This window comes from Flavobacterium psychroterrae, from assembly GCF_018380615.1.
GTDB classification, from domain to species: Bacteria; Bacteroidota; Bacteroidia; order Flavobacteriales; family Flavobacteriaceae; genus Flavobacterium; species Flavobacterium psychroterrae.
Genome location: NZ_JAGYVZ010000017.1, coordinates 63,340 through 82,394 on the forward strand (window position 1 = coordinate 63,340; position 19,055 = coordinate 82,394).

General features: G+C 32.2%; 13 protein-coding genes. 10 read left to right on the top strand and 3 right to left on the bottom strand.

Annotation, left to right across the window (positions count from 1 at the left end):
* Positions 1 to 44: 44 nt before the first annotated feature.
* A complete protein-coding gene (gene porZ, locus KHA90_RS17375; RefSeq protein ID WP_213303584.1) occupies positions 45 to 2,327 on the top strand; it encodes a type IX secretion system anionic LPS delivery protein PorZ in 2,283 nt (760 codons plus the stop codon).
* 56 nt (positions 2,328 to 2,383) lie between these two features.
* Complete coding sequence (recO, locus tag KHA90_RS17380; RefSeq protein ID WP_213303587.1) at positions 2,384 to 3,097, top strand: DNA repair protein RecO; 714 nt, start codon at positions 2,384 to 2,386, stop codon at positions 3,095 to 3,097.
* Positions 3,098 to 3,169: 72 nt separating this feature from the next.
* On the opposite strand, the gene KHA90_RS17385 is transcribed toward recO, so the two are convergent.
* Positions 3,170 to 3,961 (bottom strand): T9SS type A sorting domain-containing protein, encoded by a 792-nt coding sequence (locus KHA90_RS17385; RefSeq protein WP_213303589.1) that lies wholly within the window; start codon positions 3,959 to 3,961, stop codon positions 3,170 to 3,172.
* A 464-nt stretch (positions 3,962 to 4,425) separates the two neighbouring features.
* Between KHA90_RS17385 and KHA90_RS17390 the strand changes: the two genes are divergently transcribed.
* From KHA90_RS17390 to KHA90_RS17405, 4 genes are all read left to right on the top strand, one after another.
* A complete protein-coding gene (locus KHA90_RS17390) occupies positions 4,426 to 6,318 on the top strand; it encodes an outer membrane protein assembly factor BamB family protein (RefSeq protein ID WP_213303593.1) in 1,893 nt (630 codons plus the stop codon).
* 54 nt (positions 6,319 to 6,372) lie between these two features.
* Positions 6,373 to 8,292: a hypothetical protein gene (locus KHA90_RS17395; RefSeq protein WP_213303596.1), complete on the top strand. Its 1,920-nt coding sequence runs from the start codon at positions 6,373 to 6,375 to the stop codon at positions 8,290 to 8,292.
* Positions 8,293 to 8,495: 203 nt separating this feature from the next.
* Positions 8,496 to 11,897: an isoleucine--tRNA ligase gene (gene ileS, locus KHA90_RS17400; RefSeq protein ID WP_213303606.1), complete on the top strand. Its 3,402-nt coding sequence runs from the start codon at positions 8,496 to 8,498 to the stop codon at positions 11,895 to 11,897.
* Between the two features lie 10 nt (positions 11,898 to 11,907).
* A complete protein-coding gene (locus KHA90_RS17405; RefSeq protein ID WP_007807070.1) occupies positions 11,908 to 12,288 on the top strand; it encodes a TraR/DksA family transcriptional regulator in 381 nt (126 codons plus the stop codon).
* A 245-nt stretch (positions 12,289 to 12,533) separates the two neighbouring features.
* Here the strand turns inward: KHA90_RS17405 and KHA90_RS17410 are convergent, their stop codons facing one another.
* A complete protein-coding gene (locus KHA90_RS17410; protein WP_213303608.1) occupies positions 12,534 to 12,914 on the bottom strand; it encodes a hypothetical protein in 381 nt (126 codons plus the stop codon).
* Positions 12,915 to 12,949: 35 nt separating this feature from the next.
* The gene (locus tag KHA90_RS17415; protein ID WP_213303610.1) at positions 12,950 to 13,306 is read right to left on the bottom strand and encodes a roadblock/LC7 domain-containing protein; all 357 of its coding nucleotides are present in this window, start codon (positions 13,304 to 13,306) and stop codon (positions 12,950 to 12,952) included.
* Between the two features lie 178 nt (positions 13,307 to 13,484).
* Between KHA90_RS17415 and KHA90_RS17420 the strand changes: the two genes are divergently transcribed.
* From KHA90_RS17420 to kbl, 4 genes are all read left to right on the top strand, one after another.
* Positions 13,485 to 13,700, top strand: a complete 216-nt coding sequence (locus KHA90_RS17420) for a hypothetical protein (RefSeq protein ID WP_213303613.1) — start codon at positions 13,485 to 13,487, stop codon at positions 13,698 to 13,700.
* Between the two features lie 120 nt (positions 13,701 to 13,820).
* Positions 13,821 to 14,426: a lipoprotein signal peptidase gene (locus KHA90_RS17425; RefSeq protein WP_213303616.1), complete on the top strand. Its 606-nt coding sequence runs from the start codon at positions 13,821 to 13,823 to the stop codon at positions 14,424 to 14,426.
* A 139-nt stretch (positions 14,427 to 14,565) separates the two neighbouring features.
* Complete coding sequence (locus KHA90_RS17430; RefSeq protein WP_213303619.1) at positions 14,566 to 17,724, top strand: UvrD-helicase domain-containing protein; 3,159 nt, start codon at positions 14,566 to 14,568, stop codon at positions 17,722 to 17,724.
* Between the two features lie 81 nt (positions 17,725 to 17,805).
* Positions 17,806 to 18,999: a glycine C-acetyltransferase gene (gene kbl / locus KHA90_RS17435; RefSeq protein ID WP_213303622.1), complete on the top strand. Its 1,194-nt coding sequence runs from the start codon at positions 17,806 to 17,808 to the stop codon at positions 18,997 to 18,999.
* Positions 19,000 to 19,055: the final 56 nt, after the last annotated feature.

Here is a 19,055-nt window from a genome sequence, read left to right on the forward strand (position 1 = left end):
TAACCACGTTTGTAGTATATTTGTCTATTCGAATATGTCAAATAATGAAGAGAAGTTTTCTGTATATTTTATTTTTAATGCTGTTTCAATTTAGTTTCGCACAGAATAAATTGTCCTGGCAAGGTTATTTTTCGTTTAACGAAATAAAAGATATTTCACAATCTTCCACAACAGTTTTTGCAGCTTCAGAGAATGCTTTGTTCTCTAAAAATGCAGCTACAAATGTTTTAAAAACAACAACAACCGTTGATGGACTTTCCGGACAGACTATTTCGGCTGTATATCATAGCGAAGGATTCAAGAAAACAATAATTGGTTATGAAAACGGATTAATGACCGTAGTAAATGAAACGGATGGCAGTATTTTGAAAGTTGTGGATATTATCAACAAACAATTACCGACAAACCTTAAAAAAATCAATCATTTTATGGAACATAACAGTTTGGTTTATGTTTCATGTGATTTTGGAATTGTGCAATTTAATTTAGCAACATCTCAATTTGGAGATACTTATTTTATTGGCGATAATGGATCAGAAATTAGTGTAAAACAAACCGCCTATTTTAACGGATTTATTTATGCGGCGACTTCGAACGGAATTAGAAAAGCAAACAGCACAAATACAAACCTGATTGATTTTAACCAATGGCTTTTAGTGAATCCCGGAAATTGGTCAAGTATAGAAACTTTAGATACAGAACTTATAGCGATAAATACTGCGGGATATATTCATCGTTATAATTCAAATACATTTATTGGTTTTTTACAACTTCCGCAAGCATCGACAGATATGCGGGCGGTGAACGGTAAATTATTTATAACAACGCCAAATACAGTTTTTATTTATAATAATCAAATGGTTTTAAACCGTCAGATTACAAATACTCAGGTTTTAAATAATACGTTAACTTTTACCTGTGCAACTGCCATTGGTGACATTCTATATATAGGTACAAAAGATAAAGGATTGTTCTCATCTGCTTTGTCAAACTCTGCAGTTTTTGAAAACAATACACCAGGCGGACCAATAGGTAATAATATTTTTTCTATTGATGTTACTCCCAATTCCCTTTGGGCAGTTTATGGAGACTATGATATTTTTTATAATCCATACCCACTTGATAGTTTTGGCGTTAGCAAATACAGTACGTCAGGTTGGTTAAATATTCCGTATGAAAATGTTTTTGGAGCCAAATCAATTACAAAAATTATTGTGAACCCCAATAATGAAAAGCAAGTGTATGCCAGTTCTTTTTTTTCAGGTTTATTAAAGTTCGAGCAAGATGTACCCACGATTTTATATAATCAAAAAAATAGTGGTTTAGAATCTATATCGTTTTTAGGTCCGGATTATATTGATGTTCGTATCAACGGAACTGCTTTTGATAAATCAGGAAATCTTTGGGTAACAAACAGCAGGATAAAAAATGGTTTGAAAGTTTTAAAAACAAACGGACAATGGCAAAGTTATTCTCTGGCGACAATTCTTGATGATGCCGAAGCTGGCAGTTATGCTGCTATTGCAATTGATAAAAACAATACGAAATGGATTGCGACAGATAAAAATGGAGTTGTTGGTTTTAATGAAAGTACCAACACATTTAAAAAAATAACTGTTGGTGTTGACGCAGGAAATTTACCAATTGCCAATGTGAGATCAGTTGCTGTTGATACTAAAAATCAATTATGGATTGGAACATCTAAAGGATTAAGAGTTTTGTCTAATGTTGGAAGTTTTCAAACCGAAAGTCAGTTAAAAGCCAATCCAATTATTATAATAGAGGAGAATTTAGCTCAGGAATTATTATATGAGCAATTTATAACTTCGATTGTAGTAGACGGAGCTAATAATAAATGGATTGGAACTGTTGATGCGGGAGTTTTTATGGTGTCATCAAATGGTCAGGAAACTAAGTATCATTTCACGATTAATAATTCGCCTTTACCTAGTAATTTTATCAATGATATTAAAATTAATAGCGCAACGGGACAGGTTTTTATTGCAACAAATAAAGGAATGGTTTCGTTTAACGGAATTGCAACCGACGCAAACGAAAATTTGAATAACGCTTATATCTATCCAAATCCTGTACGCCCCAATTATTCTGGAACTGTAAAAGTTGCCGGGTTAATTGATAAGGCTAATATTAAAATTACCGATATTGAAGGAAATCTAGTGTATGAAACGACTTCAGAAGGCGGAACAATAGAATGGGATACAACCGCTTTTGGTCGATATAAAGTTGCGTCAGGCATATATATGGTTTTTATTTCGGCTCAGGATGGAAGTGAAACCAAGGTTAAAAAAGTGATGATTATTCGTTAGCTTTTATTCTTAGTTTCAGTTTTCAGTCTCAGTTTTCTAAAATCTAAAATCTAAAATTGTTAGTCAAAACAAAAGCAATAGTAATCTCATCATTAAAATTTCAGGAAAAGAGTTTGATTGTAAAATGTTTTACACTTTCAAACGGCTTGAAATCTTATTTTGTACGCGATGCTTTTTCGAGCAGAAAAGCCAGCCAGAAAATTGCTTATTTTCAACCTTTGTCAATTCTTGAAATTGAAGCTGTTCATAAAAACAAAGGCACTTTAGAAAATTTCAAAGAAATAAAAATTGCAGTACCGTTTCAAAGCATTCATACTGATATTATAAAAAGCACAATGGTTATGTTTTTATCAGAAATGTTGCATTATTCTATTCAGGAAGAAGAAAAGAATGAATCTCTTTTTGTTTTTTTAGAAACAGCTTTGACGTGGCTTGATCATCATGACGAAATTTCTAATTTTCATTTGATTTTACTTTTAGAGATTACAAAGTATCTGGGTTTTTATCCTGATGTTTCAGATATTGATTTGCCTTATTTTGAAATGAACGATGGAGTTTTTACGCTTTTTCATGGTTTAAGCGCGCTTACAGAACACGAAACAAACTTGTTTAAAAAACTGATTGATTTGAAATTTGACAATGCTCAAAAAGTTTTTAATGTGACTGAAAGACAGATTCTATTGAAAATCCTGATTGATTATTACAGCTTTCATTTAGATGGATTTAAAAGACCAAAATCTTTAGATGTCTTAAAGGAAATATTTTCTTAGGAGATATTTAAATAAAAAAGCGGGGCTGAATATCAATTCAGCCCCGTTTATATTATAAGTTGAATTTGTAAATTATTGTTTTACAAATTTAACTGATGTACTTACATCTTCTAGTTTTAAAAAGTAAACTCCCGTAGCTAATCCTGAGATTTCAACACTTTCAGAAGAATTCTTTCCTCTTTTTACTGATTTACCATCTATAGAATAAATTACGTAAGATGAATTTTTGTACTCACTGTTTAATACTATTTCGTTTTTAGATATCGATACAATTGGGGCACTTTTTTTAGTGAAATCGACTGTTGATAATGTGCTTTTTTTAGCTATTACTACATTGTCAAAGTACATATAATTACCACTAAATCCAACGTCAGTATTAGCTTGTAATGTAAGTTTAAGTGAAGTTGAAGTAGCAGGAGATCTAAGTAGTATATTGAAATCAAATGTTACAGTTTTCCATGTTCCATAAGTTACCGGAATTGTTGGGTAATTAGGGAAGAAAAAAGCTTCTGCTGAATTATTTAATGAAAGTTCAAAACCAACACGGCTAATATAATTGCTCATCATAGTTCCTGGAATATAATAATCAAATTTTAGAGTATATACTTCTGCACTATTTAATGTGAAGTCTTGAGAAATCCAGAAAAAAGGTGCAGAAAAAGGAAGTGAGCTCTCTGGTAATGCTATTAGACTAGCTGCACCATGATTAAATGTGGTAGTTTCAGTATCAGATGAACCACTAACAAGAGTCCATGAATTTGGTATGGTACCGGTAAACTGTTCAAAACTACCGTTTTGAAGAAGATTTTGACCCTGAGCTAAGCCTATGCTAAATAAGGCTACAATAAGTAATTTTGTTTTCATAAATTTCTTTTAAAAGTTTGGCTAAAACTACAATAATTAATTTTGCAATTAACAAGAAAAACGCATTATGTGTTAATTTTTAATAAGATTGTTTGTGAATTTAAGTCTTCTTAAGTTTTTCGCAAAAAAGCTATTAATTCTTACAGTAAATTCATGATTCAGATAATCGTATTGCCGATTTAGAATACTAATTGATTTTTAAGTTAAAGATTTTTCCAGTTTTTTAAATACTAAAAGTAAGTTTTTATTTATGTTTTTAATAGTTGTTATATATTTCATTTATAGATATTTAACAGAATAGAGAGACTCAAATTTCAGTAAGAAATATTTTTATAAACTGAATGCTATTTTTATATATTTGCGCAGTGAATTTTTATTAAAATTTTCATAATTATTATTTTAATAAGTTGACGTAATAACAAAAATCCCCAGCTTAATTATTAATTTTTTTAAAGAAAACGACTATGAAGAAAATTACATTTTCGATTATTTTACTTTTATTAGTTAGCGTTTCGGCTATTTCCCAAAGGAAATATGACGAAATAGTTAACGCAGAGAATACCGTACAGGATTTAGTACAAAACGAAATTACAGGAATTGTTGTTTTTAAAGAGGGTGGAACCGTAAAAGGCTTAGATCCTGAAACTAAAAAAATAGTCTGGACTTTAACCAAAGATGATTTTGGATCAATATCAGCAGGTGATATATTAACAGATCGTGATTTTGGAAAAGTTTTTAAAGATAAAAGAGATTTAACAAGTGTTGCCGGAAGTCCTTATGTAGAGGCTTATATCAACAGTAAATATATTATCATTAATACTGACACAGGTAAAGTAGTTTACAATTCGTCTAAAGAATCTTTTTGGGTAATGCAGTCAGATTTTATTCCTGAAACAGATGAGTATTTGCTTACTTTGAAAAAAGACGGAGATATGGCAATTGCTTTGTTAGATATGAAAACGGGAGAATTAAAATGGAATACGACTGTAGATAAAGCAAAATCATTATTTAGTTTTTCATTAAAAGAATCTGCAAATACAAATAAAGCAACAGTACACGGATCAGTAATTTATTACTTATTGTACGGAAAACTATATTCATTTGACAGAAACTCAGGAAAATTAAACTGGAAAGCTGAAGAAGAATATTCAAGATTCTTTTTGACTCAAAATGATAAAAATATTGTAGTAGTAAACAGTAAAGGTTTATTTGCTGCCAAAGAATATTTAAACGTTTTGAATACAGAAACAGGAAAAAGTATCTGGAAAGAATCTATTAAAACAAAAAGAGTTGTTTATCTTGAAGATTGGGGTACAAAATTATTAATTGCTCATTATGGTGGTTTTAACTTTTTTGACTTAAATACAGGAGAAAAAATCTGGAAAAAAGACGCACGTGGAGACGGATTGAAAAGAGTAATCCCAATTGAACAGGATTTCTTGTACGTTGCTGAAAACGAAATGATGTTAATCAACAAAGACGGAGAGAAAATTTGGAAAAAATTTATTGAAATTTCTGATGATAAAGAAGATCCAATTTACTACTTAGGAAAAGTGGGTGAAAAAGTAATGTACCTAACAGGAACTTACGGGAACATGGTAGATTATAAAACAGGAGTAAAACTTTGGAAACGTAATATTCAGTTTGATAAAGATCGTCCGGTTTTACCAACTTATGATGAAGCTACAAATTCTTATTTAGTTTATAATGATGAGAAATTATACAAATTTGATCCAAGCATCAGCGATAAGCCAGAGCCGTTTGCTAAAGTAAATATCAAAAAAGAAAAAGAGTTAAACAGCATCGAATTGTTTCCTTGGGGAGTTGTTCTTTCAGGACCGGTTGAGGTTATGGGAGTTAATTTAGATGGAACTGTAAAATACCACCACGTTTACACGCAACCAGGTGAAGGAACAAGACGTTTACTTAAAAGTGCTGCAATTGCAGGAAGTATTGGTTTAGGAGTTGGTTCTGCAGTAAGCGCTGTTCAGGCTTCTGAGTTAACAATGACATATCGTGATTCTAGCGGAAACATGAGATCTACTGTTATTAAAGAAGAAGATAAATCAAAAATGAATCAGGCTAAAAATATGGCAGGAGCTTCAGCAGCTTTAGGTTTGGTAGCTGCTAAATTTAATTCTCGTTTCAATGCAATGAAACAAAACAGAGATTACTCATACATTTTTGCAAAAGCAGATACAGGAGAAAAAATCTTAGTTAAAGTAAATAAAGCTGACGGAGTTGAAGTTGATAAAATTATTTTCAACAACAATAAACCAGTTTATGAAATAGATCCAGCGACACAAAACATTTTTTATGTGTCTGATAAATCCATTCAAATTTTCAATAAGAAATAATAATAAACACATAAAAGCCATCAGGATTTATTTCTGATGGCTTTTTTTTTGCCTATGAAAAAAACTTTACTCTTTATTGTTTTGCTTGCAATTACCTCAATTCAGGCACAAGAAAAAATAAGCTCAAAAAAGAAGAAATTTTATATACCAACAATTAGATATTCTGAGTTTCCGGTTCTTGATAATGTTTTAACACAAACCACTTTTTATCAAATGGATAAAGAGCTGATACAAGAGGAAATTATTTTAAAGAAAAATTATTTTAATATAGATGGTTTTATAAAAGATCCTGCAAACGGAAAATTAAAGATTTACTTAACGATTGCATTGCCTAAATTTAATGCAACAAAAGTAGATAGTACGTTTGATAAAAAAAGAAATAGCTGGCAATTTCAGGTTTATTCTAATTATGATGTTAGAATAAAAGTTGATGCTAAATGTGGTGATAAAACTTTATTCACCCAGGATTTTAATAGTATAGAATCAAATATAGTTGGAGGTTCATACGAGAAAGGCAGTGTAAAACTTGCTGTAGAATTAAGTAATAAAAGAAGCGCACAAGCCGAAAAAAACAATGATTATTCTGCAGAAGAATTAGGTATAGATCATGTGATTTATAGCTCTGTTAATAGAATTCAGAATTATCTAAATTATAAATTAGGCTATAATGTCGATCAATCGAAAGAAAGATTTGAGTTTGTAACCTCAAAGGGACATTCTGAATACAATCAGATGTTAGCTTTTGAGAACGAAATTACAACTCAAATGGAAAAAGTAACACTTGAAAAAGGGCTGGATGAAAAGCTGTTAACCCCACATTTGCAATATCTGGAAAGTTTGCTGGTTAAATATCCACCTTCTCCTGTAAATGAAAATATCCGATTCATCGTAACAAACAATTTGGCAGAAACCTATTTCATGCTCGAAAACAAAGAAAAAGCATTAACGTATGCCAATTTACTTGTTGAAAATGATAAGCAGGATTCAAGAGGATCTTCGATTATCAAAAGAGTTAACAATGGCTATTTTGCAGATAAAAAAATAAGAAGTCATACTTCCCGTTTTGCTGATCTTAAAAAATTAGGAGTTAAAATTGCCGAAGAAAAAGAAGAATTAAGATTAGCATTTTTTGAGAAAATAGAGCAGCAGGATGCAGAATGGGAAATCGAGAAATCGAACCGTGAGGCAAAATTAGAGAAAGCAAAATTGCAAAGGTACAATATGCTTGATTCCATTGCTTATCAGGTTAACGCTAATTTGCTGGCTAAAGTTGTGGATAATTTAGGAGGAAGTCAGGCGCTGAAAAAAGTCGAAAAAGCACATTTCTTTTCTAAGCTTTCTATAGAGGGAAATAAAGTACCTCAGACAGAAGAAAAATGGGCAACAAACTCCAATTATCTTCTTAGGAAAAAAATGCCTGAAAGTTATTATGAAATTGTAAACGGTGCAGAATCCTGGACTCATGACGATCGCGAAAGTGGTTTGAATGCTAAATGGGCGAAATCATCAACTTACGATTATACTAATTTGTCTAAGAATGTCGATTTGATCAACTTTCTAACAGATTTAAGGCTTGATTTGTGGAATAATTTTGAAGTTCTGGAAGATGAAATGTACGAAGGAAGATTGTGTTATCACTTAAATTATTTTGAAAAAACGCTGAGTTCAGGTAACAGGACAATTCCTAAAACAGATTATCATGTTTTTATTGATAAAGAAAATTTTAATATAGTTTCAACCGAAAAAACAGAGTTTGATAACGGCAATAAAAGTTTTTTCGAAAGAAGACTTTTTGGAGATTATCGTCCGGTTGCAGCACTAAATTCAGGGAAGATTCCGCATAAAGTTAATTATGAAATCGAAGATTTTAATGGAGAAACCCAATATCAGGAAATCCGTGAAAAAGTAGAAGTTAATCCTGTTTTTGGAAATCGAATTTTCATGAAAGAAGTTTATTTCGGAGGATTTAAATAGTCATTTTATCTTCTGAAAAAGAATAATTAGAATTGATTGGTTTCTGGTTTATTTACTCAGTTTTTTGAGATTAGTATCGGAAACTAATCAATTCTTTTGTTTTTGTACCCATTATCCCAACAAAAGTTTGTGAAATTTTAATAAAGTGGTGGTCAATAATCCAAAATTCCTTACTTTCGCACCTCGATTAAGAAAAGGATAAAATGAGCACAAAATTTACTGAATACAAAGGACTTGACTTGCCAGCAATAGCGTCAGAAGTACTTGATTTTTGGAAGGAAGAAAATATATTTGAAAAGAGCGTAACAACTCGCGAAGGTGCAGAGCCTTTCGTATTTTTTGAAGGTCCGCCTTCAGCAAATGGATTACCGGGAATTCACCACGTGATGGCACGTGCGATTAAAGATATTTTTTGTCGTTATAAAACTCAAAAAGGTTTTCAGGTAAAAAGAAAAGCCGGATGGGATACGCACGGATTACCTGTAGAATTAGGTACCGAAAAAGAACTTGGAATTACAAAAGAAGATATTGGTAAAACAATTTCTATCGAAGAATATAACGAAGCGTGTAAAAAAACCGTAATGCGTTATACTGACGTGTGGAATGACCTAACCGAAAAAATGGGATATTGGGTAGATATGGAAGATCCATATGTTACTTATAAACCAAAATATATGGAGTCTGTTTGGTGGCTTTTAAAACAAATCTACGATAAAGGTTTGCTGTACAAAGGATATACAATTCAGCCCTATTCTCCTAAAGCAGGGACAGGATTGTCTTCTCACGAAGTAAACCAGCCTGGAGCTTATCGTGATGTTACAGATACTACAATTGTAGCTCAGTTTAAAACATTGCCGGAAACGTTGCCTTCATTTTTGCAAGGTTTTGGAGATATCCACATTTTAGCATGGACTACAACGCCTTGGACATTGCCATCAAATACAGCTTTGACCGTTGGCCCAAAAATCGATTATGTTTTAGTAAAAACTTTCAATCAATATACATTTGAACCTGTAAATGTTGTTTTGGCTAAGAATTTAGTTGGGAAACAATTTGGGAAAGGATTTTTTGCAAGCGAAGACGATGCTGATTTTGATAATGTAAAAGAAGGCGATAAAAAACTTCCGTACAAAATTTTAGCTGAAGCAAAAGGTACTGATTTAGTAGATATTCGTTACGAACAATTATTGCAATATGTATTGCCTTATCAAAATGCACAAGACGCATTTAGAGTAATCGCAGGAGATTTTGTTACTACCGAAGACGGAACCGGAATTGTACATACTGCTCCAACTTTTGGTGCTGATGATGCCAAGGTTGCAAAAGAAGCAAAACCTGAAATTCCGCCAATGTTAGTTTTAGACGAAAGCGGAACACCAGTTCCCTTAGTCGATTTACAAGGAAAATTCACGTCGCATTTAGGAGATCTTGCCGGTAAATATGTAAAAAACGAATATTACGATGAAGGACAAGCTCCGGAACGTTCTGTTGATGTTGAAATTGCTATTCGGTTAAAAGAAGAAAATAAAGCCTTTAAGGTTGAAAAATACGTACATAGTTATCCACACAGTTGGAGAACTGATGAACCGTTATTATATTATCCACTAGATTCTTGGTTCATTAAAGTAACCGATGTAAAAGATAGAATGTTCGACCTGAACGAAACTATCAATTGGAAACCTAAGTCTACTGGTGAAGGACGTTTTGGAAACTGGCTAAAAAATGCCAACGACTGGAATTTATCTCGTTCTAGATATTGGGGTATTCCGTTGCCAATTTGGAGAACTGAAGACAAAAAAGAAGAAATTCTTATTGGTTCTGTTGAAGAATTGTACAATGCGATCGAAAAATCTATTGAAGCAGGTTTTCAAAAAGAAAATCCGTTTAAAGGTTTTGAAATCGGAAATATGTCTGAATCTAATTATGATTTAATCGATTTACATAAAAATGTAGTCGATCAGATTACTTTAGTTTCGGCTTCAGGCCAGCCAATGAAACGCGAAAGTGATTTAATTGATGTTTGGTTTGATTCAGGAGCAATGCCTTACGCACAATGGCATTATCCTTTTGAGAATAAAGATAAAATTGACGAGAATAAAGATTTCCCTGCGAATTTCATCGCTGAAGGTGTTGATCAGACTCGTGGATGGTTTTATACATTACACGCAATTGGAACATTAGTTTTTGATAAAGTAGCGTATAAAAACGTCGTTTCAAATGGTTTGGTTTTAGATAAAGACGGAATCAAAATGTCTAAGAGTAAAGGGAATACTATTGATCCTTTTAAAACTATTGCAGAATATGGTCCTGATGCCACACGCTGGTACATGATCATGAATGCAAATCCTTGGGACAATTTGAAATTTGACCTTGAAGGAATTGCTGAGGTTCGTCGTAAATTCTTCGGAACATTATACAATACCTATTCTTTCTTCTCGTTATATGCCAATATTGATGGTTTTAAATACGCTGAAGCAGAAATTCCGTTAAACGAAAGACCGGAAATCGATCAATGGATTATATCTGAATTACACACATTAGTAAAATTTGTTGATGAATGTTATGAAGATTATGAGCCAACAAAAGCTGCAAGAGCAATTTCTGATTTTGTTCAGGAAAACTTAAGCAACTGGTACGTTCGTTTATGCCGTCGTCGTTTCTGGAAAGGAGAATATGCTCATGATAAAATTGCTGCGTATCAAACGCTTTATACTTGTCTGTTAACGATCAGTAAATTAAGCGCTCCAATCGCTCCTTTTTTCATGGATAAATTGTATCGTGATTTAACGATTTCAACAGAATCTGAGCAATATGCCAGTATTCACTTGGCTGAGTTTCCAAAATTTGTCGAAAACTTTGTTAATAAAACGTTAGAAAGCAAAATGCAGAAAGCGCAAACCATATCATCATTGGTTTTATCGCTTCGTGCAAAAGAAAAAATTAAAGTACGTCAACCTCTGCAAAAGGTAATGATTCCGGTACTTGACGAAAAAGAAAGAACTGAAATTCAGGCTATTTCTGAGCTTATAAAAGCAGAAGTAAATGTGAAAGAAATCATGCTTTTAGATGATGATTCAGGTATTCTGGTAAAACAGATTAAGCCTAACTTTAAAGCGTTAGGACCACGTTTTGGTAAAGATATGGGATTGATTTCTAAGGAGATACAAAATTTATCAGCAGATCAGATCAATCAGTTGGACAAGCAAGGGACGTTAGATATTGTTATTGCTGGAAATAACGTAACTTTATCAGTAGAAGATGTCGAAATAACATCTCAGGATATTGAAGGTTGGTTGGTTGCAAACTCAAACGGAATCACAGTTGCGCTTGATATTACAATCTCTGAAGAGTTGAAAAACGAAGGTATCGCAAGAGAGCTGGTTAACAGGATTCAAAATATCCGTAAAGATTCTGGATTTGAAGTTACCGATAAAATTAAAGTTCAAATAAAAAGAAGCGGAATCTTAGAAGAAGCAATTCTGAAAAATGTAGACTATATTAAGTCTGAGACACTAACAGAAGATTTAGTTTTTGTGGATGCTTTAGAAAACGGCACAGAAATTGAATTTGATGATATTAAAACAATGATATTAATTTCAAAATAATATAAATACCATGATAGATGAAATTACAAGATACTCTGACGCTGATTTGGCAGAGTTTAAAGAAATAATCCAAAATAAAATACAAAAAGCACAAGCTGATCTGGATTTAATAAAAAGTGCTTACATGAATGATTTGAATAACGGAACAGATGATACATCTCCAACTTTTAAAGCATTTGAAGAAGGAAGCGAAACAATGTCAAAAGAAGCAAATTCACAGTTAGCTATCAGACAGGAAAAGTTTATACGCGACCTGAAAAACGCATTATTCCGTGTTGAAAATAAAACATACGGTATTTGTAAAGTAACAGGAAAGTTAATTGGCAAAGAAAGGCTAAAAATCGTTCCTCACGCTACAATGAGTATCGAAGCAAAGAACTTGCAACGATAATCAATATTAAATAAATAAGCGCTCCTTTTAGGGGCGTTTTTTTGTTTAATGTTTTGTTGAAATGAAGCTTAAAAGGATTGTAAAGCTTTTGAAAGAATTTAATTGCAAGTAATAAAGAGAATCTTGAATTTGAACTCTGTATTTTGTAAGAAGAGAAAAGTCTTCGATTTGGCGCAGTGAAAAAATAATTTTTATTAGAACTATCTTCAATCAAGATAGTTCTAATAAAAAAATAAGATAAATAACTAAGCTAAGTTTTTCTCTAATTCTAATTTGTGTTTTCTTAAAACAGCTCTTGTCATTCCTAGATTTGCCTTACTGGCATCTGCAGCAAGATAAATCATAAATTTTTTGTTTGGAGATATATCGATAATATGAATTTGATTAGTAAGGGTAATCAAAATATCTTCAATATCTTGTTTTAAATTTAAAGCTTTTACTGCGTTTAACTTTGCTTTAACAACCTCAAGATTGTAAGCTGCAGCAAGTTCCGGATCAAACGAAGGGTCTACTGTTAGGTTTCCAAAACTTAATCCTGATTCAATTTCGGTTACGGCAACTGCAATAAAGCCATTTACGTTGGTTTTTATTTCATTTAAAAACACGTTTAAAAAGTCATTACTCATAATTTAGGTGGGTTTGTTGGGTTAATAGATCTATGTTATTTTAATAGGGAATTCTTACTTAATTCTAACGCAACTTCATCTGTTGATCGCATTAATAAACCGAGATTACTCCCGTCTTTTGAAAAAGCAATTATAAAATTCGTGCCGCTTATTTTATTTCCTATAAAAACACCTTCTGATGTTTTTAAAAAAAGCTGTTTCAGGGCGCCTTTATCAAGATCGATTAAAAGTTTTTCGCTCATTGATAAAATTGCTGCACTCATTGCGGCAACACTATCTGCGTAATCAATATTCAGGGAAGTGATTAATTTTCCTTTTCCATTTAAAATTAAAGCAGCCGAAGATTTAGTATTAACCAGGAAATCGTTTAGAGTAGTTGTAATTTCATTCATATTTGTAAGATTTGGTAAAGTTGTTAAATTCACTAGGTTTTATTAGGGCATTGGGCTAAATATGAGTTTTTGTTCTAAACAAGTGTTAATTTTTATTAACAAATATAAATTAAATTCTGTATCATTGTAATACCAAATCATTAATTATTTTATTTATTTAACGTAAAAAACTTACATAATGGCTAAAGTATTGAAATTCAAAGATGTAAACTCTGATGTAGAAAGCAGAATGAAGGATTTTGAAAAAATTCGTATTAAGCTTAAAGCCGATGTAAAAAAGGCTGAAGCAAAAAAAGCAGCTTCCGGAAAAGAAGGAAAAGGTTTGCTGAAATCTATTTCTGAATTTTTTAGTGATACACCCAAGACAACGACTCAGCAAAATGTAAAAAAATAGATCTTGCGATATTAAAAAGTAATTTTAATTGCTTAGATATATATTATAAAAGAATTAACGCTCCAATTGGGGCGTTTTTTTTGATTAAATTGTTACTTTTGCGCATCAAAATTTAATAAAATGTCATTACGAAAAGCGTATTTCCTTATATTTTTAGTTTTAATTGTTGACCAGCTTTCAAAAATCTATGTAAAAACAAATTTTGTTTTAGGCGAAGAAGTAAAGGTGATGGGCGCTGATTGGTTCAGAATTCATTTTATTGAAAATGAAGGAATGGCTTGGGGAACAAAAATACCTGGACAATATGGGAAATTGATTCTGACGGTTTTTAGAATTTTCGCAGTATTCGGGATTGCCTATTGGTTATCTGATTCAATTAAAAAGCGCCATTCGACTTATTTGATAGTTTCAATTGCTTTAATTTTTGCAGGAGCAGCAGGAAATATCATCGATTCAGTCTTTTACGGAGTTATTTTTGATGACAGTCATGGTAATCTTGCAATACTTTTTTCACCTGAACCTTACGGAACATGGTTTCATGGTTTAGTGGTAGATATGTTCTATTTTCCTATCTGGAGAGGAACTTTGCCAACTTGGTTTCCTGTTTGGGGCGGAGAAGAAGTTTCTTTTTTTAATGCTATTTTTAACGTTGCCGATATGGCAATTTCTACAGGAGTTGGTATTTTGTTATTCTTTAATAAAAGAGCTTTTCCTAAAACAGCATAATTATTTAAAATAAAAGATAAATAAATTCCAAATTCCAATATTTGAAGCATTCATTGCCTGCAAGTATTGGAATTTGGAATTTTACATTATTGGGATTTGATCTTTTATTGTGCTATTTTTGCTTTATAAAACTGAACTTATGCAAAGTCCGTCTTTTTCTATTTATGATGCATCAGCAGGTTCAGGAAAGACCTATACGTTAGTTAAGGAATATCTCAAAATTATTCTTTCCTCTCCTAAAAATGATGCTTACCGAAATATTCTCGCAATAACTTTTACCAACAAAGCAGTTCACGAAATGAAAAGCCGTATTGTTGGGAGTTTGTCTGAGTTTACAAAAGAGCAGCCGTCAGCAAAAGCGTTAGATTTAATGGAGGATTTATCTCGTGCCACGGGACTTTCTATTATTAAAATCAAAACAAAATCCCAGAATATAATCAAGCATCTTATTCATAATTATGCTGCTTTTGATATTTCTACAATTGATAAATTTACCCATAAAGTAATTCGTGCTTTTGCGCATGACTTGAATTTACCAATGACTTTTGAAGTCACTTTAGATACTGAGAATTTACTGATAGAAGCCGTTGATGCCATTATTGCTCAGGCAGGACAGGATGAAACTTTGACAAAATTACTGATCGATTTTACAATGGAAAAAACCGACGATGATAAAAGTTGGGACGTTTCGCGTGAAATTCTGGAGACAGGACGATTAGTTTTAAATGAAAATAACAGAAATGAGATTTCGCATTTTCAGGACACTTCGATCGAAGAATTCGTAATAATAAAAAAGAAAATGCAGGCTCTTTGTAAAGAGTTAGAATCTGAAAATGAAAATTTTGCAGTTGAAGCTCTTGCTTTAATCGATAAAAACGGAATTGATTTAAAATCATTTTCCCGCGGAACTTTTCCGAATCACTTAGAAAGTATTCGTGATGGAAAATTTAATCCACGAAATAAAACTTTTCATGAATTCGATGATATTGCCATTAATAAAACGGCAAAAGACAAAGCGTTAATAGAAAATGTTATTCCGGAACTGCTTCAGATTTTAGAGAAGATTTATAAGAATTTCGAAAAAAGAGATTTTTATAAAGCATTTCTAAAAAATATAACGCCGCTTTCGCTTTTAAACACTGTGAGTAACGAATTGGCGAAAATACAATCAGAACAAAATATTTTGTCAATTTCTGAATTTAACGCTATCATTCATCGCGAAATTCAAAACCAGCCCGCGCCTTTTATTTATGAACGTCTGGGAGAAAAATATCGCCATTTTTTTATTGATGAATTTCAGGATACTTCAGAGATGCAATGGCAAAATTTGATTCCGTTAATCCATAATTCACTTTCCGGTCAGGATGATTTTGGTAATAAAGGAACTTTGATGATTGTAGGCGATCCAAAACAATCCATTTATCGATGGAGAGGAGGAAAAGCAGAGCAATTTATTGAATTAGGAAAGGAAGGAACTTCTTTTTTTAATCATGAAAAGAAAGTCGAGCATTTAGATACCAATTATCGAAGTTATAGCGAAGTAATTGATTTTAATAACGCTTTTTTTAGTTTGATTTCTGCAGAGTTTTCAAATGAAGATTATAAAGATTTATATGAAAATCATAGTTTTCAGAATTCAAATTCAAAAAAAGGAGGTTATGTCAATATTTCTTTTCTTCCGATAATAGAAAAAAATGATTTTGCAGATGAAGAAGAAGTTGTAGAAAAATCAGATTTGTATGTTCTGGCAACTTTAAATGCGATTCAGAAAGTGGTTCGCGAAGGTTTTTTATATAAAGATATTGTAATTCTGACCCGTAAAAGAGATCAGGGAATTGCAATTGCAAATTATTTAACCGAGCAGAATATTCCGCTTTTGTCTTCCGAAACCCTGATGATTCAAAATGCTACGGAAGTTCGGTTGATTGTTCATTTATTGAAATATTTAAACAATAGTGCCGATTTAGAATCGAAAGCGAATTTCCTCCACTTTTTGGCTTCAGGTAAAGATATTCAAATGCCAATTCATGATTTTATTGCTGCAGGAATGGCGAAAAGGGTTGAAGCTGATTTTGAAAAATGGCTATTGACTTTTGATGTTTCACTGTCTTTTGAAAATATTCGGAAAAAATCACTTTACGAAGCAGTCGAGATTATCATTTCAAAATTCGTAATGATTTCAGAAGGAAATGCGTATGTGCAGTTTTTTCTTGATATCGTTTTAGAGCGGGATATTAGAAATCAGGCTGGAATTGCAGATTTTTTAAGTTACTGGGATAAAAACGGAGAGAAATTTAGTATTCCGTCGCCGGAAGGAAATAATGCCGTGCGAATTATGACGATTCATAAGTCGAAAGGATTAGAGTTTCCTGTTGTTATTATGCCTTTTGCAGAAGAAGATTATAATCGAAAACCAAAAGATAAATTATGGCTCGATACAGAAGATAGTGATTTAGGTGTTCCAAAAGCCTTAATTGATAATAGTAGCGCGGTTGAAGGTTTTGGTGAAAGTGCTTCGGCAGTTTTTAATTTAAAAAAACAAGAAGAATTACTGGATAATATTAATGTTTTGTATGTGGCGCTAACTCGTGCTGAAGAACAGTTATATGTTATTTCGCAATCTTTAAAAGAAAGAAAAGACGGTGAATTTCCGAATAATATGGCTTCTTTTTTTATTAAATATTTAATGAATAAAGGAGTTTATGATCCTGAAAAATTAGAATATGAATTTGGAAACAAAACCAGACTTTCGGAGTTTGTAGATTCTTTTGATTTAGTGAAAACGATACCGGTTGTTTCAGAAGTTTTGAATCCGAAAAATATCCGAATTGCACAACGTGAATCTTTGATGTGGGGAACGCATCAGCAGGAAGCAATATCGTATGGAAATATAATTCATGAGATTTTAGCGTTCGTTAAAGGTAAATCAGATATTAATTTGGCTGTTACCAAAGCGCTTGAAAATGGATTGATTACAATCGATCAGACAGAATTAGTTTTAAAAACTCTTGGTGAAATTGTAAATCATCCTGAATTAAGTATTTGTTTTGATGGTAATTATACTGTTTTAAATGAGCAAACAATAGTTCAGAAAGAAGGCCGGATTTTAAAACCTGACCGAATTGTTTTGACTCAAAATAAGGAAGCTTATCTTTTGGATTATAAAACCGGGATGATAAATTCAAAATATGCACAACAAATTCAAGAATACCAAGATGCTATTGAAGATTTAGGATACAAAGTGTTAAAAAAGGCTTTGGTGTATATAGGAACAGAAATCGATGTAGTAAATTTGTGAAGAAATTAATCAGATGTTAAAGGATAGTTGACGTCTTAACAGGTGTAAGTTGTTAATTTTTAACGTTTTAAATAAATAGAAATGTACGGTAAAATTAAAGAGCATTTGCAAAGTGAGTTGCAAACTATTGAAGAGAACGGAATTTTTAAAAAGGAACGAATTATAACTTCGGCACAAGATGCTGAAATTACTATTTCGACAGGTGAAAAGGTTTTAAATTTTTGTGCAAACAATTATTTGGGGCTTTCATCACATCCTGAAGTAGTACAAGCTGCTAAAGACGCTATGGATACTCATGGTTTCGGAATGTCATCAGTGCGTTTTATTTGCGGAACTCAGGATATTCATAAAACTTTAGAGAAAAAAATCGCTGAATTTTATGGTACCGAGGATACAATTCTTTATGCAGCAGCTTTTGATGCAAACGGAGGAGTTTTTGAGCCATTGTTAGGTGAAAATGATGCAATTATTTCTGATAGTTTAAATCATGCTTCTATTATTGATGGTGTACGTTTGTGTAAAGCAGCACGTTACCGTTATGAAAACAGTAATATGGAAGATTTAGAACAGCAGCTAATTAAAGCTAATGAAGCAGGAGCGCGTTTTAAAATAATTGTTACTGATGGTGTATTTTCTATGGATGGTGTTGTGGCGCCATTAGATAAAATTTGTGATCTGGCTGATAAATATGATGCAATGGTTATGGTTGATGAATGTCATGCTGCGGGATTCATTGGTGCAACAGGCAAAGGTACGCTTGAAGCAAAAGGTGTAATGGGCAGAGTTGATATCATTACAGGTACTCTTGGTAAAGCTCTTGGTGGAGCAATGGGAGGTTATACAACAGCAAAAAAAGAAATAATTGAATTGCTTCGTCAGCGTTCAAGACCCTATTTGTTTTCAAATTCTTTGGCGCCGGCAATTGTGGGAGCTTCTATAAAAGTGTTTGAATTATTAGAAAAAGACACTTCTTTAAGAGATAAATTAGAATGGAATACAAATTATTTCAAGGACGGAATGAAAAAAGCCGGTTTTGATATAATTGAAGGGGATTCTGCAATTGTGCCAGTAATGTTATATGATGCAAAATTATCTCAAAAAATGGCTGATGAGCTTTTAAAACTAGGGATTTATGTAATCGGATTCTTCTTTCCTGTAGTTCCTAAAGATAAGGCAAGGATTAGAGTTCAGCTGTCAGCTGCACATACCAAAGACCACTTAGACAGGGCAATAGAGGCATTTAAAGTTGTCGGACATTTGTTAAAAGTTATATAATTCCCATTTGCTGGAATTTTTGTAGGTTTTTTTTAACATTTCATTTTGTATTTAAA